This window comes from Arthrobacter sp. P1_D12 (genome assembly GCF_056406175.1).
Genome location: NZ_JBFUAR010000005.1, coordinates 107,016 through 127,440 on the forward strand (window position 1 = coordinate 107,016; position 20,425 = coordinate 127,440).

24 protein-coding genes and 1 tRNA gene are annotated in these 20,425 nt (G+C 66.7%); 17 read left to right on the forward strand and 8 right to left on the reverse strand.

What is annotated here, in order from left to right:
- Positions 1–24: 24 nt before the first annotated feature.
- From AC1DZV_RS04915 to AC1DZV_RS04925, 3 genes are all read left to right on the forward strand, one after another.
- Positions 25–369 carry a DUF779 domain-containing protein gene (locus AC1DZV_RS04915; protein WP_476953260.1) on the forward strand — a complete coding sequence of 115 codons (345 nt, stop codon included), beginning with the start codon at positions 25–27 and terminating at the stop codon, positions 367–369.
- Between the two features lie 34 nt (positions 370–403).
- Positions 404–1,960: an amino acid permease gene (locus AC1DZV_RS04920; protein WP_476953141.1), complete on the forward strand. Its 1,557-nt coding sequence runs from the start codon at positions 404–406 to the stop codon at positions 1,958–1,960.
- A gap of 141 nt (positions 1,961–2,101) precedes the next feature.
- Positions 2,102–2,707: a TetR/AcrR family transcriptional regulator gene (locus tag AC1DZV_RS04925; protein ID WP_028276965.1), complete on the forward strand. Its 606-nt coding sequence runs from the start codon at positions 2,102–2,104 to the stop codon at positions 2,705–2,707.
- 8 nt (positions 2,708–2,715) lie between these two features.
- On the opposite strand, the gene AC1DZV_RS04930 is transcribed toward AC1DZV_RS04925, so the two are convergent.
- From AC1DZV_RS04930 to AC1DZV_RS04940, 3 genes are all read right to left on the reverse strand, one after another.
- Positions 2,716–3,366, reverse strand: a complete 651-nt coding sequence (locus AC1DZV_RS04930; protein ID WP_476952275.1) for a DUF2461 domain-containing protein — start codon at positions 3,364–3,366, stop codon at positions 2,716–2,718.
- Positions 3,367–3,555: 189 nt separating this feature from the next.
- Positions 3,556–5,055, reverse strand: coding sequence for a catalase (locus AC1DZV_RS04935; RefSeq protein WP_028276967.1), 1,500 nt, complete (start codon positions 5,053–5,055; stop codon positions 3,556–3,558).
- Between the two features lie 22 nt (positions 5,056–5,077).
- Entirely contained in the window at positions 5,078–5,545 is a 468-nt protein-coding gene (locus tag AC1DZV_RS04940) for a Fur family transcriptional regulator (RefSeq protein WP_026537503.1), read from the reverse strand.
- Between the two features lie 102 nt (positions 5,546–5,647).
- Here AC1DZV_RS04940 and AC1DZV_RS04945 point away from each other — a divergent pair, with 102 nt between their 5' ends.
- Positions 5,648–6,919, forward strand: a complete 1,272-nt coding sequence (locus AC1DZV_RS04945; protein ID WP_476953142.1) for an MFS transporter — start codon at positions 5,648–5,650, stop codon at positions 6,917–6,919.
- Between the two features lie 70 nt (positions 6,920–6,989).
- On the forward strand, positions 6,990–7,859 hold the full coding sequence (gene htpX, locus AC1DZV_RS04950; RefSeq protein WP_476953143.1) for a zinc metalloprotease HtpX: 870 nt from the start codon (positions 6,990–6,992) through the stop codon (positions 7,857–7,859).
- 125 nt (positions 7,860–7,984) lie between these two features.
- Here the strand turns inward: htpX and AC1DZV_RS04955 are convergent, their stop codons facing one another.
- Positions 7,985–8,476 carry a YajQ family cyclic di-GMP-binding protein gene (locus AC1DZV_RS04955; RefSeq protein WP_018773569.1) on the reverse strand — a complete coding sequence of 164 codons (492 nt, stop codon included), beginning with the start codon at positions 8,474–8,476 and terminating at the stop codon, positions 7,985–7,987.
- Between the two features lie 196 nt (positions 8,477–8,672).
- On the opposite strand from AC1DZV_RS04955, the gene AC1DZV_RS04960 reads away from it, so the two are divergent.
- Positions 8,673–8,927 (forward strand): hypothetical protein, encoded by a 255-nt coding sequence (locus AC1DZV_RS04960; RefSeq protein WP_028276970.1) that lies wholly within the window; start codon positions 8,673–8,675, stop codon positions 8,925–8,927.
- 172 nt (positions 8,928–9,099) lie between these two features.
- Positions 9,100–9,181: transfer RNA gene (locus tag AC1DZV_RS04965), tRNA-Tyr, on the forward strand.
- A 103-nt stretch (positions 9,182–9,284) separates the two neighbouring features.
- Here the strand turns inward: AC1DZV_RS04965 and AC1DZV_RS04970 are convergent.
- Complete coding sequence (locus AC1DZV_RS04970) at positions 9,285–9,662, reverse strand: LysM peptidoglycan-binding domain-containing protein (protein ID WP_476952278.1); 378 nt, start codon at positions 9,660–9,662, stop codon at positions 9,285–9,287.
- Positions 9,663–9,994: 332 nt separating this feature from the next.
- Between AC1DZV_RS04970 and AC1DZV_RS04975 the strand changes: the two genes are divergently transcribed.
- Positions 9,995–10,588 carry a DinB family protein gene (locus AC1DZV_RS04975; protein ID WP_476953144.1) on the forward strand — a complete coding sequence of 198 codons (594 nt, stop codon included), beginning with the start codon at positions 9,995–9,997 and terminating at the stop codon, positions 10,586–10,588.
- A gap of 126 nt (positions 10,589–10,714) precedes the next feature.
- Here AC1DZV_RS04975 and AC1DZV_RS04980 read toward each other — a convergent pair whose 3' ends face one another.
- Positions 10,715–11,191: a DUF1810 domain-containing protein gene (locus AC1DZV_RS04980; RefSeq protein ID WP_476953145.1), complete on the reverse strand. Its 477-nt coding sequence runs from the start codon at positions 11,189–11,191 to the stop codon at positions 10,715–10,717.
- Between the two features lie 116 nt (positions 11,192–11,307).
- Here AC1DZV_RS04980 and AC1DZV_RS04985 point away from each other — a divergent pair, with 116 nt between their 5' ends.
- The 5 genes from AC1DZV_RS04985 (at position 11,308) to AC1DZV_RS05005 (ending at position 15,780) form a co-directional block, all read left to right on the forward strand.
- On the forward strand, positions 11,308–12,240 hold the full coding sequence (locus tag AC1DZV_RS04985; RefSeq protein ID WP_476953146.1) for an ABC transporter ATP-binding protein: 933 nt from the start codon (positions 11,308–11,310) through the stop codon (positions 12,238–12,240).
- Entirely contained in the window at positions 12,233–13,825 is a 1,593-nt protein-coding gene (locus AC1DZV_RS04990) for an ABC transporter permease (RefSeq protein ID WP_476953147.1), read from the forward strand. Before AC1DZV_RS04985 ends, AC1DZV_RS04990 begins: the two co-directional genes overlap by 8 nt.
- 117 nt (positions 13,826–13,942) lie before the next feature.
- Positions 13,943–14,674, forward strand: a complete 732-nt coding sequence (locus tag AC1DZV_RS04995; RefSeq protein WP_476952283.1) for an MgtC/SapB family protein — start codon at positions 13,943–13,945, stop codon at positions 14,672–14,674.
- An 84-nt stretch (positions 14,675–14,758) separates the two neighbouring features.
- Positions 14,759–15,301 carry a GNAT family N-acetyltransferase gene (locus AC1DZV_RS05000; RefSeq protein ID WP_476953148.1) on the forward strand — a complete coding sequence of 181 codons (543 nt, stop codon included), beginning with the start codon at positions 14,759–14,761 and terminating at the stop codon, positions 15,299–15,301.
- 74 nt (positions 15,302–15,375) lie between these two features.
- Positions 15,376–15,780, forward strand: a complete 405-nt coding sequence (locus AC1DZV_RS05005; RefSeq protein ID WP_476952287.1) for a VOC family protein — start codon at positions 15,376–15,378, stop codon at positions 15,778–15,780.
- Positions 15,781–15,793: 13 nt separating this feature from the next.
- Here the strand turns inward: AC1DZV_RS05005 and AC1DZV_RS05010 are convergent, their stop codons facing one another.
- On the reverse strand, positions 15,794–16,228 hold the full coding sequence (locus AC1DZV_RS05010) for a DUF7144 family membrane protein (protein ID WP_043436157.1): 435 nt from the start codon (positions 16,226–16,228) through the stop codon (positions 15,794–15,796).
- Between the two features lie 182 nt (positions 16,229–16,410).
- Between AC1DZV_RS05010 and AC1DZV_RS05015 the strand changes: the two genes are divergently transcribed.
- From AC1DZV_RS05015 to trxA, 3 genes are all read left to right on the forward strand, one after another.
- Complete coding sequence (locus AC1DZV_RS05015) at positions 16,411–17,139, forward strand: Type 1 glutamine amidotransferase-like domain-containing protein (protein WP_476953149.1); 729 nt, start codon at positions 16,411–16,413, stop codon at positions 17,137–17,139.
- 53 nt (positions 17,140–17,192) lie between these two features.
- On the forward strand, positions 17,193–17,738 hold the full coding sequence (locus tag AC1DZV_RS05020) for an acyl-CoA thioesterase (RefSeq protein WP_476950155.1): 546 nt from the start codon (positions 17,193–17,195) through the stop codon (positions 17,736–17,738).
- Positions 17,739–17,816: 78 nt separating this feature from the next.
- Positions 17,817–18,230 carry a thioredoxin gene (gene trxA, locus AC1DZV_RS05025; RefSeq protein WP_476953150.1) on the forward strand — a complete coding sequence of 138 codons (414 nt, stop codon included), beginning with the start codon at positions 17,817–17,819 and terminating at the stop codon, positions 18,228–18,230.
- A 110-nt stretch (positions 18,231–18,340) separates the two neighbouring features.
- Here the strand turns inward: trxA and AC1DZV_RS05030 are convergent, their stop codons facing one another.
- Entirely contained in the window at positions 18,341–18,619 is a 279-nt protein-coding gene (locus tag AC1DZV_RS05030; RefSeq protein ID WP_476953151.1) for a putative quinol monooxygenase, read from the reverse strand.
- A 111-nt stretch (positions 18,620–18,730) separates the two neighbouring features.
- Here AC1DZV_RS05030 and AC1DZV_RS05035 point away from each other — a divergent pair, with 111 nt between their 5' ends.
- On the forward strand, positions 18,731–20,419 hold the full coding sequence (locus AC1DZV_RS05035) for an AMP-binding protein (RefSeq protein ID WP_476950154.1): 1,689 nt from the start codon (positions 18,731–18,733) through the stop codon (positions 20,417–20,419).
- Positions 20,420–20,425: the final 6 nt, after the last annotated feature.

The window sequence follows — 20,425 nt, forward strand, 5'->3', positions numbered from 1 at the left end:
GAGGAATTCTCCCGGGTGGCGCTCATGCCGGAGTCCGTGGACCTGCTCCGCAAGCTCTGGACGCAGCACGGGCCTTTGATGTTCCACCAGTCGGGCGGCTGCTGCGACGGATCCTCACCCATGTGCTATCCGGCGGGGGAATTCCTGACCGGCGACTCCGACGTCCTGTTGGGCCTGTTCGACATCTCCGACGGATTGCAGCCCCAGCCGCTGGAATTCTGGATGTCGCGTGAACAGTTCAACTACTGGAGCCACACGCACCTGACCGTCGACGTCGTCCCCGGCCGGGGGAGCGGCTTCTCGGTGGAAGCGCCGGAAGGCAAACGGTTCCTCATCCGCTCGACGCTGATGGAAAACTGGCCCGTCTGACCCGCCCCCGGGGGGGGGGGGGGGGGGGGGCCTAATGAACCTTTTCCGGACCAAATCCATCGAGCAGTCCATGTCCGACGCCGATGAACCCGGACGCAAGCTGAAGCGCACGCTAAGCACGTGGGACCTCATGATCATGGGGGTCGCGGTTGCCGTGGGCGCCGGGATCTTCTCGGTCGGCGCCAAGGCCGCCGCGAACTTTGCCGGCCCTGCCGTCACCATTTCCTTCGCGATCGCCGCCGTCACCTGCGCGCTCGCCATCATGTGCTACGCCGAGTTCGCCACGGCCATCCCGGTGGCAGGCTCCGCCTACGTCTTCACCTACGCGACCATGGGTGAGATCCTGGCGTGGATCATCGGCTGGAACCTGATCCTCGAACTCTTCACGGCCGGCGCCGTGATCGCGAAGTACTGGGGCATCTACCTCAGCAAAGTCTTTGCGCTCATGGGCGTGGACATTCCGCCGTCGATCTCGCTGGGCGGCGTCGACCTCTACTGGGGCGCCTTCCTGATCGTTGCCATCTTCACCGTGCTGCTGGTCCTCGGGACCAAGCTCTCCGCCCGCGTCGGCAACATCTTCACGCTCATCAAGATCGCGGTGGTCCTCTTCGTGATCGTCGTCGGCTTCACATACGTGAAGTTCGAGAACTACGCCCCGTTCGTCCCGGCCTCCGAGCCGACCGGAGGCACCGGAACCGCGGATGTCCTCAAACAGTCGTTCTTCGGCTTCCTGACTGGCGCCGCCCCGGCCCAGTACGGAACCCTCGGGATCTTCGCCGGCGCCGCCCTGGTCTTCTTCGCCTTCATCGGCTTCGACGTCGTCGCCACCTCGGCCGAAGAGGTCAAGAACCCGCAGAAGACGCTGCCCCGCGGCATCTTCGGCGGCCTGGCAATCGTTACCGTGCTGTACATCCTGGTGTCGCTGGCGTTGACCGGCATGGTGTCCTACACCCAGCTGGCCGAGGCCAAGAACCCGACGCTCACCACCGCCTTCGAAGCGGTCGGCAATACCGACGCCGCCAAGGTCATTGCCTTTGGCTCCCTCGTGGGCCTGACCACCGTGATCATGGTGCTGCTCATGGGCCTCTCGCGCGTGGTGCTCGCGATGAGCCGCGACGGCCTGCTTCCGCGCTCCCTGTCCAAGACCAGCTCGGTGCGGGGGACGCCGGCCCGCCTGCAGATCATCTGCGGCGCCGGAGTGGCGCTCGTCGCCGGCCTGACCAACGTGGACCTGCTCGAGGAAATGATCAACATCGGGACCCTGTCCGCCTTCGTGATGGTGAGCCTTGGCATCCTGGTGCTGCGCAAGAAGCGCCCGGACCTGAAGCCGGCCTTCCGTGTCCCGTTCGGCAAGGTGCTCCCGGTCGTCTCTGCGGTCCTGTGCCTGTATCTCATGACGAACCTGGCCGTGGAAACCTGGATCTTCTTCGCCATCTGGCTCGTGATCGGTATTGCGATCTACTTCGCCTACGGCCAGCGCCACTCCCGGCTGAACGAAAAGTTCGCGGAGGCCCGCGCCTCGGTGAACGGCCCGGCCAGCGTGGCGGGAGCGCCCGCGGAGGACAACGAGGACGCGCTCACCCGCTCCTGAGAAGGGAGCGATCGGCCCCGCCGCATCGAGGTCGCCGGAGCCGTGCGAATTCGCTGGAAATTTCCGGCGTAACCGCACGGCTCCGGCGACTTCGGCGTTGGGGCGCCGCTCCGTCAGGGCGGTGCTCCCTAAGATGGACACATGGCCCGCCCAGCAAGACCGGAACGCAAATCAGAGCTGCTGTCGGCAATTCTCGACTACCTCATGGACAAGACCCTGGCGGAGCTGACGTTTCGCGGCCTGGCCGACGGGCTGGGTGTCAGCAGCTACGTCCTGGTCTACCACTTCGGGCACCGCGAACAGCTGATCAACGAGATCATCCGCGGCATCGAATCCCGGCTGGACAGCATCCGCGCCACCGACGTCAGGGACATCGACCGGGACGCGTGGCGGGCCTTCCTGCTTGAGTCCTGGCAGTGGACCATGGCGCAGCGCAACCGGCACCTGGCCCGGCTTGAATTTGAGGCCACGGCGCAGGACATTGTGGCGGCGGTGCCGCGCGGCACAGCGCAGGAGCACTTCCGGATGCTGCACGAGAAGGCCCGGGACTGGCTGGTCATCCAGGGCATCCAGCCGGAATTCGCCGACACCGACGCCCGCCTGTTCACGGCCGCGTTCTACGGGCTGCAGTTCGATTTCGTCGTCAACAACCAGCCAGAGGAAGCCACCAAGGCCTTTGAGCTGATGATGCTGGTCTTCTTCAACAACCTCGACAGGCGCCTCGCTACCGACGGCCAGCACATCTGAGCAGAACCTCAGGGAGCAGCGTAGCGGCCCTCCCACTCCACGAGGGGGCGCAGTTGCTCCCAGTGCTGTGCCACTTCCTCGACCGCCCCGGGACCGGCAAGCCAGCCGGGCTGGCCCACGTTGACGCCGGCCGTGAGGGATTTGTGCTTGAGCAGCTCCGCCCGGGGATGGTCCTTGTCGAAGCCCCGCGGCACGGTCTTTAGCCGTTCGCCCTCCACCGCGAACCCTGCCGCCTCGACCTTCCGCACGATCGCCTGCAGGGCATCGCCGCTGGCGGGATCGTCCACGGCACCGCGAAAGCGTGCCAGCTGGGCCGGAGTGTGGGTGTGGCAGCCGCCGCCGATAAGGAGGCCGTCGGCGCTGAGCTGGATATAGAAGCCCACACCTTCGTCCACCGCCGCGAAGGCCCCCTGCGCGGTCTTATAGGGTGACTTGTCCGGCGAGAACCGGACATCCCGGTTGGGGCGAAAGAGCCTGGCCGGTCCGAAGCGTGGCTCCAGCTCGGCCAGCAGCTGGGTCAGCGGCCCCTTCACCGCGGCCTCGTAGACCGGCTTGTGCTCGAGCCACCAGTCCCGGTTGTTGTTCTGTTCAAGATCGGCGTAGAACCGGAAGGCGTCACTTGGAATGCCTGCGAATGGAGTGCCAGCGAAAGCGGTCATGCCCAAATCCTACGGAGCCGCGGCACGCGGTGGCGAGGGGCACGCGCACCCATGTGGATAACCGTAAAACGCCCCGCCACGGGAGTCCGTGGCGGGGCGTTCTGTTGGCTCCAGCTGTCACCGAATGCCGGTCACCGGCCGCCCAGGCGGCCGTCAAGGCCGGCAACCAGGCAACCTTCGACGCAACTATCAGACCTTGTTGGCGGCCTCGGCGTCGGACTCAACCTGGCCGGCACCGAGGTTGGCGCGCAGCTTGGCGCCGAATTCGGCGTCGACGTTGGTCCAGTACGCGATGGCGCGTTCCTTGATGCTGGCGTTCTTGACGCCGCTGACGGCGCCGGTGACGGTCTCCAGCAGGCGGGCCTTCTCGCCGTCGTTGTACACCTCGCGGTACAGCGTGCCGGCCTGGCCGAAGTCGCCGTCCTCGGCGTGCAGGGAGTGCGCGGAGAGCGTGAGCTCGCCGTCGTTCTCCCAGCCGCCGCCCGCAACGCCGGGCTCAACGGCAGCCGGGCCGCCCACGGAGTTCGGTGCGTACACCGGAACGGACGGGGCGTTGAAGTGGTAACGCCCGGCGCCGTCCTGGCTGTAGTTGTTGACCTGGCTCTTGGGCAGGTTTACCGGGAGCTGGGCGTGGTTGGTGCCGACGCGGTAGCGGTGCGCGTCCGCGTAGGAGAAGATGCGGGCCTGCAGCATCTTGTCCGGGGAGGCGGCGATGCCCGGCACGAAGTTCGACGGCGCGAAGGTGGCCTGCTCGATCTGCGCGAAGTAGTTCTCCGGGTTCTTGTTCAGCTCCATGGTGCCGACCTTGACCAGCGGGTAGTCCGCGTGCGGCCACACCTTGGTGAGGTCGAAGGGGTTGAAGCGGTACGTCTTGGCGTCCTCGTACGGCATGACCTGGACGTGGAGGTCCCAGGAGGGGAAGTTGCCGGCGGCAATGTTTTCCTGGAGGTCGCGGATGTAGAAGTCGCCGTCGGCGCCGGCAAGGGCCTCGGCCTCGTCCCCGGTCATGGACTTGACGCCCTGGTTGGACTTGAAGTGGTACTTGACCCAGAACCGCTCGCCCTCGGCGTTGATCCACTGGTAGGTGTGCGAGCCGTAGCCCTGCATTTCACGCCAGGAGGCCGGCAGGCCGCGGTCACCCATGAGCCAGGTGACCTGGTGGGCGGACTCGGGGGAGAGGGTCCAGAAGTCCCACTGCATGTCGGCGTCGCGCAGGTGGGTGCCGGGGAGGCGCTTCTGGGAGTGGATGAAGTCCGGGAACTTGATCCCGTCGCGGATGAAGAACACCGGAGTGTTGTTGCCGACGAGGTCGTAGTTGCCCTCGGTGGTGTAGAACTTCACGGCGAAACCGCGGGGGTCGCGCCAGGTGTCGGGGGAGCCTGCCTCGCCGGCAACGGAGGAGAAGCGGATGAGCATATCCGTCTCAACGCCGGGCTGGAACAGTGCGGCCTTGGTGTACTTCGAGACGTCCTCTGTGGTCTTGAAGGTACCGAAGGCGCCGCCGCCCTTGGCGTGCACGACGCGCTCCGGGACGCGCTCGCGGTTGAACTGCGCGAGCTTCTCGATCAGGTAGTGATCTGTCAGGATGATCGCGCCGTCGGCGCCGACGGACTTGGAGTGGGCGTCGGAAGTGACGGGAGCCCCGGACTGTGTCGTGGACACGGCGGGCGCAGAGATGATCTCAGTCATAGTTCTCCTTGGGTTGGGTTTCTTAGTTTCGTTCGGAGGGAAGCTGTTGGGTGCGCTGGCAGTCCTGGCAGATGCCCTGGTACAGCACGTCCGCGATCTGGATGGTCATCGGCTTGGCGTCCGCGTTCCAGTGCGGGGTCAGGCAGGGCGCGTGGCCCACGGCGCATTCGACGTCCTCCACCCGGCCGCAGCTGATGCACACGGCATGGTGGTGGTTGTCCCCGACCCGCGTCTCGTACAGCGCGGGGGAGTGCGGGGGCTCAAAACGGCGCAGCATGTGCAGATCCGTGAGGTCCCCGAGGACCACGTAGACGGACTGGGCGGTCAGGTCCGGCAATTCCTGCCGGGCGGCGGCAAGGATTGCCTCTGCCGGCGAATGCGGGTGATGTTCGACGGCGGCCAGCACGGCCAGGCGCTGCTTGGTCACCCGGCGGCCGTGGGCACGCAGGGCGGCTGCCCATGCGTCGTGGGTGCCCGAGGAATCCGTCATACCCCCATTCAAGCACTTATTATGACTGCCTCACAATAAGGCGTGGCTAATATTGTCCGGCCGTGTCACAGGGCAGTCCAGGTTCGCCACTAGAGTTGCCCGGTGGAGAAATTGCTGGCGGACATCACGCCGTTGCGTGAAAGTCCGGCCTTCCGCCGTCTGTGGCTTGGGTCCGCCGTCTCCGCCCTGGGCAGCCAACTGACCTTGGTGGCCGTCAGCCTGGAGGTCTACCGGCTGACCCAGGACAGCCTCTACGTGGGCCTGCTGAGCCTCTTCGCCCTCGTGCCGCTGGTCTTTGGCGGCCTCCTGGGCGGCTCGATCGCCGACGCCCATGACCGCCGCACCGTGGCACTGCTGGCCTCGTCCGTCCTCTGGCTGACCACCGCCGGGCTGGCCCTCCAGGCGTGGCTGGAAGTGGGCAACGTGTGGCTGCTCTATGCGCTCGTGGCGGTGCAGAGCGGTGCCCAGGCCATCAACCAGCCGGCACGCAGCGCCATCATCCCGGTGCTGGTGCGCAAGGAGTTGCTGCCGGCCGCAAATGCCCTGAGCATGATGATTTTCGGGCTGACCATGACCGCCGGCCCGCTGCTGGCCGGCGTGCTCGTGGCATGGGTGGGGTTCGGCTGGACGTACACGATCGACGTCATCAGCTTTGCGTTTGCGTTCTGGGCCCTCCTGAAACTGCCTTCCATGCCGCCGGGCGAGCACGCCAGGCCGGCCGGGCTGCGTTCCGTGGTGGAGGGGTTCCGTTTCCTTGGCACCCGGCCCAACCTCCGCATGACGTTCGTGATCGATCTCGTGGCCATGATCTTTGCCCAGCCCCGGGCGCTCCTGCCGGCCATCGGCGCGTTGATGATCGGTGGCGGTGAGGCCACGGTGGGGATCCTGTTGGCCTCGATGGCCGTGGGGGCGTTCCTGGCCGGCCTGTTCTCGGGGCCGCTGGGCGGCGTCCGCCGGCAGGGGGCCGCGGTGGTGTGGTCCGTGATGGGCTGGGGCGGCTCGGTGGCGGCCTTCGGCCTGGTGGTGGTCCTGGCCGGGCATTCCGGCGACGACGGCGTGGGCGTGTGGCTGCTGCCCGCCGCCCTGTGCTGCGCGCTGGCCGGCATCGCGGATTCCGTGAGCGCAGTCTTCCGGACCACCATCCTGCAGGCCTCCACCCCCGACCATCTGCGCGGGCGTCTGCAGGGTGTCTTTGTGGTGGTGGTCGCCGGCGGGCCCCGGATCGGGGACATGCTGGCCGGCGGCGCGACTAAACTTTTGAACGAGGGGTGGGTCCTGCTGCTCGGCGGCATGTTGTGCATCGCTGTGGCCTGGATATTGGCCCGCCAGCAGTGCGGATTCCTGCGGTACGACGCGCGGAACCCGGTGCCATAGGGGTTCGTTTTCCTTGGTAGGTCAGTGAATTACAGGGCATCAGCTTGCAGTACACGTATCAGGAGGACCAGTGCACAAGCATCACAACGGACTGAAGACCGCGGCGCTGTTCGGAGTGCTGTGGGCGGTCCTGCTGGGCCTGGGGGCGTTCATCGCCGCGGGGACCCGCAGTGCGGCGCCGATCTGGATCATGGCCCTGATCGGGGTCGGCACCACGGCCTACGGGTACTGGAACAGCGACAAGCTCGCCATCCGTGCCATGCAGGCCTATCCCGTCACGGAGGCCGAGGCGCCCCAGCTGTACCAGATCGTCCGGGAGCTGTCCGGCCGGGCCAACCAGCCGATGCCGCGCATCTACGTCTCGCCCACCATGGCGCCAAATGCCTTCGCCACCGGCCGGAACCCGCAGAACGCGGCAGTGTGCTGCACCGAGGGCATCATGCGGATGCTGGACGCCCGCGAACTGCGCGGCGTCCTGGGGCATGAACTGATGCACGTCTACAACCGGGACATCCTGACGGCGTCGGTGGCGGCCGCCGTCGCCGGCGTCATCACTTCGGTGGCGCAGATGATGTTGCTGTTCGGCGGCGGGGACCGCCGCAATGCGAACCCGTTCGCCGCGATCGCCATGGCCCTGCTGGCCCCGTTCGCCGCATCCCTGATCCAGATGGCCATCTCCCGTACACGGGAGTACGACGCCGACGAGGACGGCTCGTCGCTGACCGGAGATCCGCTGGCGCTCGCCTCCGCCCTGCGCAAGATCGAGCAGGGCGTGCAGCTGGCGCCGTTGCCGCAGGACCAGCGGCTGGTCAACGCCTCGCACATGATGATCGCCAACCCGTTCAAAGGCGGAGGCGTGGCCAAGATGTTCTCCACTCACCCGCCGATGGCCGAGCGGATCGGCCGGCTGGAGCGGATGGCCGGGCAGCCGCGCAGCTGAAGCAGGTTGCGGGTCTGGCGACGCGCGAATAGTTCCGTGACACGCAAAAGGGCTGGCGACCCCGGAATACCAGTGTCGCCAGCCCTTTTGCGCGTCGTGCGGAAATTTGCGCCGCGGACGGGCCGCTAGCTGCGGAAGTTCACGAACTGCAGGTCGGCCTCGTCGAAGCCCTTCAGCAGGTTCATGGTCTCCTGGAGATCATCGCGGGACTTCGAGGTCACCCGGAGCTCGTCGCCCTGGATCTGTGACTTGACGGACTTGGGGGCCTCGTCCCGGATCAGCTTGTTGATCTTCTTGGCGAGGTCCTGGGCGATGCCCTCCTTGATGGAGGCCTCGAGCCGGAATTCCTTGCCGGAGGCGTAGGGCTCGCCGGTGTCGAGGGACTTCAGCGAAATGCCGCGGCGGATGAGCTTGGACTGCAGCACATCGAGCACAGCGAGCACCCGCTCCTCGGAGTTGGCCTTCATCAGGATCTTCTCGCCGCTGAAATCGACCTCGGCGCCGACGCCCTTGAAGTCGTAGCGCTGGGCAATTTCCTTCTGCGCCTGGTTCAGCGCGTTGGCGACTTCCTGCTTGTCTACCTTGCTGACGACGTCGAACGTGGATTCGCCTGCCATGACTTTCCTCCTGATGGTTGCCGGGTGCCTGCGTGAGGCCGGGATGTCTGCATTCCAGACTAGTACGGATGCCCCCGATGTGGCGGCCGGCCTTGCGTCCCGGGTTTCACAGTCCGCTCATAGCTCAATCACGGCGGGAACGAAGCCGGGCTGGCCAGAGTTGCAAGAGTTGGAACCGCTGCTGAAAGGCAAGAACATGCACCAAAAGGCCGTCCGCTACGTCAACCGCACCACCGCCGCCGCTGCCAGCACCCTGGCCGCGACGGCGAGCTCCGTAGCCGCCGCCGCGCTGGCGGCGTCCATCATCCTGAGCCCGGCCGCCGACGCATCAGTCCGCATGGACGGGGTCCACACGGACCTGGCCCGTGCCGTCGAACTGAACCAGGTCACCGCCGAGCAGGCGGCACGATTCGAGGCAAGGCTGGCGGGGCGGATTCTCGGCGAGGCCTGAAATTCCGCGGATTTTGGCCCTTTTTTGGCCCTTTTTTGATCTGCTGAGGCGCCGATTCGATTCTTCGACGGAAGTTCTGTAAAGTTGTCTTGCCCGCGGGTGCTGGAAGCGGAACGAACTGGAAACAGGCGTTCCGGGACTGGAAACCGCGAGTGATCTTCTTTTGAAGTTCGGCAGATTACCCGAGCGGCCAAAGGGGGCTGACTGTAAATCAGCTGGCAACGCCTACGGGGGTTCGAATCCCTCATCTGCCACCCTTGGAAAAGCCTCCGGAACCACTAGGTTCCGGAGGCTTTTTCTTTGTCCACGGCCCAACGGCCCGGCTCCACAGTGCAAGGCCTGTCTCAAAGGCCCGGCTCAGTCGGCCTGGGGATTCGGAATGGTTACCGTGGTGCCGGCGGGCGGAATCCATTCGCCTCCGGTCAACAGGTTCAGGTTGGCTATCCGCAAGGCATAGAGCGGGACGCCGTAGCGGCTCGCGATGCCCGAGGGAGTGTCTCCGGCACCCACCCTGTACAGGAGCCGTCCCTGCCCGTCCTGCCCGGTCACGCTGCCGCCGGCCCCTAGCTGGGGCACGTCCACGCCCCTGAGGTCGATAATCTCTCCTGCGGCAACGGACTCCGCTTCGTTGAAGCTCCTGAGGATCTCCGGAGTCATCCGGAAGTGGGCGGCGATGCCCTCCCAGGTGTCGCCGTCGACGGCCGCGTAGCGCATCGGCAGGAGGAACCCGTTCACTTCGGTCGTCCCCCGCAGGCCTCCGGACGCCGGGGACGTTGCGGGGACGGACGCCGCAGGCCGGCCCGCCGGAACTCCGCCCGGGGCCTCCGCGCCGGAAGAACAGACTGCCAACAGACAGGCGAGAGCCGCCGCGAGAACCGCGGCCAGGAGAACTGCGGCGGCGGGCCGGACCCGATGTGCACCGGAATCGAGATTCACCCTGGGTGTCCTGTCGATCGGGGCCTCCCCCCGAGGCCCGCTGACGCCAATTATTCCATACGTTTTATGAAACTCTGTTCTGCCAGGCAGTTCCGCCAGGCAGCGCCCGTGCATTCGGTATAGTGCGGGTCATGGACGACAAGGCGATCTTGCACACCTACCTGCGCACCCGGCGGCAGGACCTCCTCGGGAAGCTCGAAGGCCTCAGCGAGTATGACGTGCGCCGGCCCCTCACGCCCACGGGAACCAACCTGCTGGGACTGGTCAAGCACGTGGCCAGCGTCGAACTCGGCTACTTTGGCGAGGTCTTTGGCCGTCCCAGCGAGCTGAAGCTGGCGTGGTTTGCCGACGACGCGGAGCCGGACGCGGACATGTGGGTAGCCCCGGGCGAGACGCGCGAGCAGGTCACCGAGCTGCACCGGCTCTCGGCGGCCCACAGCGATGCAACCATCGATGAACTCCCGATCGACGCGCCCGGTGTGGTGCCCTGGTGGCCGGACGAGCGCAAGCACGTGACCCTGCAGCAGATCCTCGTGCACATGTGCGTGGAGACCGCCCATCACCTCGGACACGCCGACATCCTGCGCGAACTCCTCGACGGCAGCGCAGGCCAGCGGCCGGGGGATCCGAACCTTTCGCCGCGCACCGCCGAGGAATGGGCCGTGCACCGGGCCCGCATCGAGGCGGCCGCCGTCGCTGCCGAAGCAGGGGCGGCAGGCCGTTAGTACGGCCGCGAGTACAGGCCGCTAGTGGACAGCCTGTGGCAGCCAACAGCATCCGGCGGCCACTGCCGGCCGCTTTGCCGGCGTCGCCCGCATGGAGCGGATGATCACGGCGCTGGCCGCGGACAGCTAATCGTCCGCCGGGTCCGGGCCGCCGCGTTGGCCTTCCCGCAATTGGCCTCCCAGCAGCTGGTCCGTGACGGGATCGGACAGGCCATCGAAATAGCGGTCCAGGACGACGCGAAACACGGGTTCGCCGGGCGCGGCCCGCTGGAACAGCGTCATGGAGGAGTGCAGCTTCCGGGTGTCGATACCGCCGAAAATTTGCACCGCGGACCGCCCCTGAAGTTCGGCCACTGCGGCGGCAGCCTCCCGCAGCCGCGGGCCAAGGACGCCATGCCGGCAGTAAGCACGGGCCTCGGCCAGGGAGGAGATGGCGTACTTCCGGGCGGTTTCGCTGCGGCCCAGGCCCGCGAGCTGGGGGAAAACGAACCACATCCAGTGACTCCTCTTCATGCCTGACCGCAACTCCGCCAGGGCGTGCCCGTAGGTTCCGCCGGCGTCCTGGGCCGCCACGAACCGTTCAAGATCGTAAAGGTCTTCCATGCCCGCTAGGCTACGTCCCCCGGTGCCGGAGTGACAGCACGGCGACAGGCCGCCCGCGGGCGAAGGGGTCATTCGCCCGGGGCTGGATTGCCGGTCCCGGGCGTATCGTGTCCCCCATGGCGAATGTCTTGGAGATGGTCGGCGTTGTGAAGCGGTTCGGGCCCGTGGTTGCCTTGAACGGTTTGGATTTTTCAGTCGAGGCGGGCGAGGTCCACGGCTTCCTCGGACCGAACGGCTCCGGCAAATCGACCACGATTCGCCTGCTGCTGGGCATGCTTCGTGCCAATGCCGGCTCCATCCGGGTGCTGGGCCTTGACCCGTGGCGCGACGTCGCGAGCCTCCACCGGCGCCTGGCCTACGTCCCCGGGGATGTGGCGTTGTGGCCCAACCTGACCGGCGGAGAAGTGATCGACCTCCTCGGCCGGCTCCAGGGCGGCCAGGACCTGGCCCGGCGGGCCCAGCTGTTGGAGCTCTTCGACCTCGATCCGACCAAGAAGTCCCGGGCCTATTCCAAAGGCAACCGGCAGAAAGTGGCCCTGGTCGCTGCCCTGGCCACCGACGCTGAGCTGTTCCTGCTGGACGAGCCCACCAGCGGATTGGACCCCCTGATGGAGGAGGCCTTCCGCGGCTGTATCCGGGAACTGCGGAACCAGGGCCGCACGGTTCTGCTCAGCAGCCATATCCTCAGCGAGGCCGAGGCACTTTCGGACCGCGTGAGCATCATCCGTGAAGGCCGGGTGGTGGAGACGGGGCGGCTTGATGAACTCAGGCACCTGACCCGTACCTCCGTCACTGCCGATGTCGCGGTGATACCGGCGGGCTTGGATGCCCTGCCAGGCGTCCACGACGTCGTCGTCACGAACCACCGCGTCAGCGCCCAAGTGGAACCGTCCGGCCTGGCCCCGCTCATGCGGGCGCTGACCGACGCGGGACTCGTCGCGCTGACCAGCCAGCCGCCCACTCTGGAGGATCTCTTCCTTCGCCACTACGGCGCGGCGGTGCCCGTGGCCGCGGCCGGGTCGAGCAGCGGACGCACCGCCGATGCGTGAAACGTTGGCGGGGACCGGAGTCCTGATCAGGCTCGGGCTCCGCCGCGACCGATGGCTGTTGCCGGCGTGGATCGCCGGATTCGCCGCGACAACGTATTCAACCGCGGTGGCCGGCGCCGAGCTCTACCCCGATGTGGGGAGCCGGGTCGAGGCCGCGACGGCCCTGAATGCCACGGCCTCGCTCGTGGCCCTCTTCGGCAGGGTCTATGACCCCACGTCCCTCGGTGCCCTGTCCCTGATCAAGTACACGGCGTTCATGGCTGCCATCCTCGCCGTCCTGATGGTGTTCATCACCGTCCGCCATACCCGCAGCGACGAAGAGTCCGGGCGGCTCGAGCTCCTGGGCGGCGGCCGCATGGGCCGCGACGCGCCGCTCGCGGCCGCCCTCACCATAAGCTTCGGGGCCAGCATTGTCCTGGGGCTGGTCACGGCGGTCTCTTTGGCCGCCGGCGGACTTCCGGCCGCCGGCTCGATCGCGTTCGGATTGGGCTGGGCCGCCACCGGCATGGCATTCAGCGCCGTGGCCGGGGTCACCGCCCAGCTGACGGCCAGCGCGCGGGCGGCCACGGGAATGAGCCTCGGCGTCGTTGCCGTGACCTATGCGCTGCGGGCGGTGGGGGACCTCGCCGAACCGGGGCCCTCCGCCCTGTCCTGGCTTTCGCCGATCGGCTGGAACCAGCAGATCCGGGCCTTCGCCGGGGACCAGTGGTGGGTGCTCGCCCTGCCACTGGCGCTGTGCGCCTTACTCGTGCCCGTGGCCCTGGCACTCCGCGCCCGTCGGGACCTTGGCTCCGGCCTGCGCCAGGAGCGCCCCGGCCCGGCTCGCGGCTCGCTCCGCGGGGTCGGGGACCTCGCCGTGCGGCTCCAGTTCCGGCTGCTGGCGGCCTGGGCGGTCGCCTTCGTGGTGTTCGGCGTGGTGATCGGATCGCTGGCCGGCAACGTCACGGACTTGTTGAGTTCGCCCAACGCGCAGGACCTGATCATGATGCTGGGCGGAACCCAGGCCATGACGGATGCCTTCATTGCAGCGGAGATCAGCATCATGGGACTGCTGGCCGCTGCCTACGGACTGTCCGCGGCCAGCCGGCTCCGAGACGAGGAGACCGACGGCCACGTCGAAGCACTGCTGGGCACCGCCACCACCCGGCCGCGGTGGGCGACCAGCCATTTCGCCCTGGCGCTGGCCGGCGTCGCCGTGCTTATGCTGCTGGCCGGAGTGTCGGTCGGGGCCGGCGCAGCCACCGTCCTGGCCGATGCCAACCAACTCGGCCGCGTCACACTGGCCGCTGCCGCCCAGATCCCCGCGGCCTGGGTCATGACCGCGGCGGTGCTGGCGGTGTTCGGCTGGGCGCCCCGGCTCACCGGGACGGTCTGGGCCCTGCTGCTGCTCTTCGTCGCGCTTGGTGAGTTTGGCGTGCTGTGGAACGCCCCGGAATGGCTGATGGAGCTCTCCCCGTTCCGGCACTCGCCGCTGCTGCCCCTGGATTCCGGCGCCTTCGGGCCGTTGCTCGGACTTACGGTGACTGCCGCGGCGCTCGCCGCGCTGGGGTACGCCGGCTGGCGCCGCCGGGATCTGGCCCCGTGAGCGGGCCAGAACAGCCACTACTCGCCAATAGGGGGCAGCGGTAATATCAGATTCGAGAGTTCTTGGCGCATTCCGGCACTGACGGGACGCCACTCTCGGGCCGGGTCGGAGGGCGGGATGCAGGACGCATACGGGCTATATACCCCGACCACGCTGGTGGAAATCGGGCTTCTGCTGGCGACATTTATCCTCTGCTCCCTGATTGGCACTGAGCGGCAGGTCCGGCAAAAGGTCGCTGGCTACCGCACCCACGTCCTGGTCGGGCTTGGATCGTGCACGTTCACCCTGATCTCCGCCTACGGCTTCGCCGCCGCGCTGGCCCCCGGGGCCACCATGGACCCGTCCCGTATTGCAGCCCAAATCGTCAGCGGCATCGGCTTCCTCGGTGCCGGGGTGATTTTCAAGGGACGGAACGTGGTCCGCGGCCTGACGACGGCCGCCAGCATTTGGGTTTCTGCCGCCGTCGGCATGGCATGCGGTGCCGGAATGCTGTCCCTGGCTGTTTCGCTGACCGCTTTCCACCTCATCACGTTGTATGTCGTTTCTCCCGTGATCAGGAAGATCCCGACCCCCGACGCCCACCGGGTCCTGCACCTGGGCTATGCCGACAACCGGGGCGTGCTGCGGCAGGTGTTGGAGATCGCCACGAATATGGGGTTCAGCTCGTCGATCCTGAGCATCAATAAGGCGGGCGATGAACAAAAGCCGATAGTCCTTATGGACATCCGCTTCCATGGTCATCTTCCGCTGCGGGAACTCGTCCCCTACCTCCTGGATGTGCCCGGCGTGCAGAGCGTGACCGTTCGCGGCACCGATCCGAACGAAGACGACGACGATCCCAGCGCCTGAGGACCCCATCAAGCACACCACCGAGACTCCCGTGACTGGCGCACGCTGATTGAAGCCGTTCCGGATGACCGTTAGAGTCTGCGGATGACCGAGAACAGCGTCGCTTTGACGGATACCGTGTGCGTGCGGGTGCTGCGCAGGTCCGACGCCGGGCCCCTGGCCGACGCCTACCGGCGGAACCGGGAGCACCTGGCGCCCTGGGAACCGCAGCGGTTTGAGGAATTCTTCACCGCAGAGGGACAAGCCGCCAGCATTGAATCCAAGCTCGGGTTGTTCATCGCGGGAACGGACGTGCCCTGGGTCCTCGTGGAAGGCTCCCGCATCATCGGGGTGATCAACCTCAGCGGGATTGTCCGGGGGCCATTCCTCAGCGCCCACCTCGGCTACTGGGTGGACAAGGACCTGACGGGGCGGGGAATTGGCTCGGCCGCGGTGGAGTTCGCCCTCCAGACCGCGCGCAACGAACTGGGGCTGCACCGGCTGCAGGCCTCAACCCTCCCGCACAACGCCGCGTCCCAGCGGATCCTGAAGCGCGCCGGCTTTGAGGAGATCGGCCTGGCAGCCCAGTACCTTCGGATTGCCGGATCCTGGCAGGACCACATCCTGTTCCAGCGGATACTGTTCTGATGGCTGATGTTCCGGTTGCACCAGGTCCGTTTGCACAAGGTCCGGTTGCACCAGGTCCCGATGCACCAGTTCCCATTGCACCGGCGGACTTTGGTGCCCTGCACCATGTAGAACTCTGGGTGCCGGACCTGCAGCGGGCCAGGGCCCAGTGGGGCTGGCTGCTGGGCCGGCTGGGCTACGAGTCCTACCAGGACTGGGCCCACGGATGCAGCTGGCGCCGCGGGCCGACGTACATCGTCGTCGAGCAGTCCCCGGCGCTGACCGGAACCGCGCACGACCGCAAAGCCCCGGGCCTGAACCACCTCGCCTTCAGTGCGGGGACCCGGGCCGACGTGGACGCCATAGCGGCGGAGGGACTGAGCCACGGCTGGGCGGAATTATTTCCGGACAAGTATCCGCACGCAGGCGGCCCCGCCCACTTCGCCGCCTACCTCGTGAATGCGGACGGCTACGAAGTGGAGCTGATTGCTGCAGGCTGATGGCGCCGGTGCCCTACGGATTGGTTGTCGGAGGTGCCTGCTCGGCCTTCAGTTCCTCGCCGTGCGCGATGATCGCGTAGATGATCAGCACGTCCATGGCGATGACGATGACGGACCACCACGGCTGCTGCGGAATGAGCATCAGTTGAACGACCGCACTGAAGCCGGCAACGACGACGCCAACGACTCGAGCCCACGTTGCGCCGGCGAAGAGCGCGACGGCGGTGAGGATCAAGAGCACCCCGAGGGCGACATTCCACCAGCCCCACCCCTTCGCATCGAAGAGGAACAGGGTTCCCGGGGTCGACAAATAATAGGTGTCGGGTCCGGTGAGCGCGACGAGGCCTTGAAGGCCGCTGAAAACGCCGTTGATGATCAGAATGACTCCGGCGAAACGGACCCAACCGGTCCAGCCGGTCGCAGTGACAGGGTGATGGGCAGTACTCATAGTGTCGACCGCTTTCCGTTGAATGCTCTGCCGTCGGCCTCATGGTCGGCGCAGTCGTGGGGTGAAGCTAGTACCGATTCCGATTATGTTCCTCGCAGTCCGGGCCGGTCAATCGCTACAGGTCCTCGGAGCCGCCCGCGCCGGGCTCATTGCGATTGCCGTGGATCCGGGTACGTTGAACCATGACCATCCTGCTTGTTGGCGGCGGCCCGGACACCGTAACCACAGCTGCCGTCTTCGACCGCTTCGTCAGGGAAGTCCGGCACCGGGCCTCCGGCAGGGTTCCGCGCGTCGCTGTGGTTCTCTTTGACCATGAGGGCAGCTCGGAATATTTCCTGCCTGCCTATGTGGATCCGCTGCAGTCCCGGACAGCCTGCGAGGTCGTCCCGGTCCTCCTCGGCTTCAACCGGGGCGCGGACCCTGCCGCGTTCGACGACGTCGACGGCATCGTCGTCGGGGGCGGGCCGACGCCGGGCTATCTGGAAGGCTTGCTGCCGTCCGCGCAGCCCATCCGCAGACTGGTCTCCGACGGTGTGCCGTATATGGGATTCTCAGCCGGCGCGATGGTGGCGCCGGTGCGGGCGATCGTGGGCGGCTACCGGATCCGCGGCACCGAGGTCTGCCCGGCGGATTGGTCGGAGGGTCTGGAAGAAGTGGAGATCCGCGACGGGCTGGGCCTAGTGCCTTTCGCCGTCGACGTGCACGCCGCCCAGGCGGGAACCCTCGGCCGGGCCGTTGGGGCGGTGGCAAAAGGCCTTGTGGACCGCGCGGTCGCCGTGGATGAGAATACTGCCCTGGTCCTGCACCACGCGGACCTGGAGGAGCTGGACGTGATCGGCACCGGGAACTGCTGGACGATTCGCGGCGTTGGCACCAAGGCCACCGTCTCGGTTCTGTCGGCGCACAGCTAGGTTCCGGCACCCACCCCTTGGCACACTTGTTACCCGCGGGTAACATATGACTCATGCATCTCCTGTTCCGGACTCTCCTGCTGCTGTTCACGTCCTCACGCCGCTCACCGCTGAGCATCTGGGACAACTCCTCGCTGCCGCTGCGGGTCCTGCCCACGGACATCGACATCGCCCTGCACGTCAACAACGGCATGTACTTCTCACTCATGGACCTCGGGCGCTTCGATCTCATGGCCCGCAGCGGCACCTGGAAGAAGATGCGCCGCCGGGGCTGGACCCCGGTCGCGGCGGGGGAGACCATCGCGTTCCGCCGTTCGCTGCAGCTCTGGCAGCAGTACACGATCGAGTCCAGGATCATGGGCCTGGACTCGAAAGCCATCTACTTCGAACAGCGGATGGTGGTGGACGGCGAAGTGTACGCGCGCGCCTATATCGCCACCCGGCTTCTGAGCAAGGGCAAACCCGTCAGCCAGGAGGAGATCATCCGCGAGTTCGGCGCCCCGCCGTCGGATCTGGAGCTGCCCGGGTGGATCCACGAATGGCGCGAAACCAACGCCCTGCCCGGCGCCAGGCGTCCGGCCCCGCACGCCTGGGCGTGACCTGCCTGCAGCCCCGCCCGGATGTGCCAACAGCGAAATGCCGGGGACAATCCGCGCCCGCTCCCGTACCGTTGACTCATGGCTACCGTAGACATCACAGGTGAACAGTTCGCATCGACAGTCGAGGATAACGACATTGTCCTCGTCGATTTCTGGGCCGAATGGTGCGGCCCGTGCAAGCAGTTCGGCCCCACGTACTCGGCGATCTCCGAGAAGCACCCCGATGTTGTCTTCTCCAAGGTCGACACCGAAGCCGAGCAGCAGCTCGCCGCCGAGGCCGGCATCACGTCGATTCCCACGCTGATGGCCTTCCGCGAAAAGGTCCTGGTGTTCTCGCAGCCTGGCGCCCTGAACGCGCAGCAGCTCGAGCAGGTGGTCGACGCCGTCAAGGCCCTGGACATGGAAGAAGTCCACGCCCACGTGGCCCGGTCCCAGGCCGAGGCCGCCGCAGTTGCGGCCAAGCAGGACGGCACCCAGATCCCGGAGGCCTGAACCTCCACGGCTTAATCCCAGGCTTTAAAACAACGCGGGGCCACTCCGCGCCCATAACATCCCTCAGGGATGGGCGCGGAGTGGCCCCGCGTTGTGGTTGGAAGCGTGGGTTAGAGCCTTTCGAGCTTGACCGGCTCGGCCAGCAGCGCGCTGAGGGATTCGTTGAGGTCCTGGACGGCGGTGCCCTTGGAGTGCGTGTCCAGGTCCGCCTGGCTGGCCCACCGTTCGGTCAGGACGAGCTTGTCCTCGCTGGCCTCGGTGAGCTCGTAGCGGATGCAGCCGGGCTCGTTGACCACCTCGTCGATCGCGATGTCCAGAGCGAGCTTCACGCGGAAGAATTCGCCGTCGTTGGGGATGAAAATGGCCTGAAGGTCAACGGGTTCACTCATGGCAATCACCCTACCGGGCTGCCGCGCAGGCGCCGGAACATGACCCAAGATTTCATAGGACTTCCAAGCTTTGCTCTTCTTTTGCCTCCGCACTGTTGGTAGCGTCACACCATGCTTGCTTACACAGCCGGGGACACTGACGTCCCGCTGCTCGAGGAAACCATTGGCGCGAACTTCGAACGGATCGCGGCGCGGTTTCCGTACCACGATGCCCTGATCGAGGCGGCCGCGGTACCCGGAGAAGAGGCGCGGCGGTGGAGTTACACCAAGTTGAACGACGACGTCGACCGGCTGGCCCGTGCGCTCCTCGCCCTGGGCGTCGCGAAGGGCGAGCGGATCGGCATCTGGAGCCCCAACTGCGCCGAGTGGACCATCCTGCAGTACGCCACCGCGAAGGTCGGGGCGATCCTGGTCAACGTCAACCCCGCCTACCGCAGCCATGAGCTCGAGTTTGTGGTCACCCAGAACGGCATGCGCATGCTGGTCAGCGCGCCGTCGGACCGGAACAGCGACTACACAGCGATGGCGCGACAGGCGCTGGCGGCGTGCCCGGACCTGCGCGAGCTGGTCTTCCTCCCGGACGCCGGCCTGGACGGGCTGACCGCCGGCGAACCCGGCACCGAGGCGGAGCGCACCTATGCCGAGCTGCTCAAGCGGGCCGACGACGTCGGACACTCCGAGCTGAAAGCGCGCATGGCGGCACTGGACGCGCAGGACCCCGTCAATCTGCAGTACACCTCCGGCACCACGGGGTTCCCGAAGGGCGCCACACTGACGCACCACAACATCCTTAACAACGGCTTTTCGATCGGCGAGCAGCTGGGCTACACGGAACACGACCGCGTGGTGATCCCGGTGCCCTTCTATCACTGCTTCGGCATGGTGATCGGGAACCTTGCGGCGCTCAGCCACGGGGCCGCCACCATCATCCCCGGCCGATCATTCTCGCCGGCCGCGGCGCTGGAAGCTGTGCAGGACTTCGGCGGAACCTCGCTGTACGGCGTGCCGACCATGTTCATCGCCGAGCTCGCCTTGCCGGACTTCGCCTCCTACGACCTTTCGACACTGCGCACGGGCGTCATGGCCGGCTCGCTGTGTCCCATCGAGGTGATGAACCGGGTCATCACGGAAATGAACATGAAAGACGTCGCCATTTGCTACGGCATGACGGAGACCTCGCCGGTGTCCACGATGACCCGGAGCGTGGACACCATGGCCCAGCGCACCGAGACCGTGGGCCGGACCATGCCGAACCTGGAGAGCCGGATCGTGGACCCGGTCACGGGAGAGGTGCTGGAGCGTGGCGGGATCGGCGAACTCTGCACGCGCGGCTACGCGGTGATGCGCGGGTACTGGAACCAGCCTGACAAGACCGCCGAGGCGATCGACGCCGACGCCTGGATGCACACCGGGGACCTCGCCCGGATGGACGCGGACGGGTACATCGTGATCGAGGGGCGGATCAAGGACATGGTGATCCGCGGCGGCGAGAACGTCTATCCGCGCGAAATCGAGGAATTCCTCTACACCCACCCGGACATCCAGGACGTGCAGGTGATCGGTGTCCCGGACACGAAGTACGGCGAGGAACTGATGGCCTGCGTCATTTTGAAGCCGGGGGCCGCGCCGATGGACGCCGCCAGCCTGGCCGAGTTCTGCCGCGGCAAGCTGGCACATTACAAGATCCCGCGCTACCTGGATGTCCGGGAGAGCTTCCCGATGACCGTCTCCGGCAAGATCCGCAAGGTTGACATGCGCCAGGAGGCCGCGGCCCGGCTGGGCCTCCAGACCGGCGGCTGACGGCCC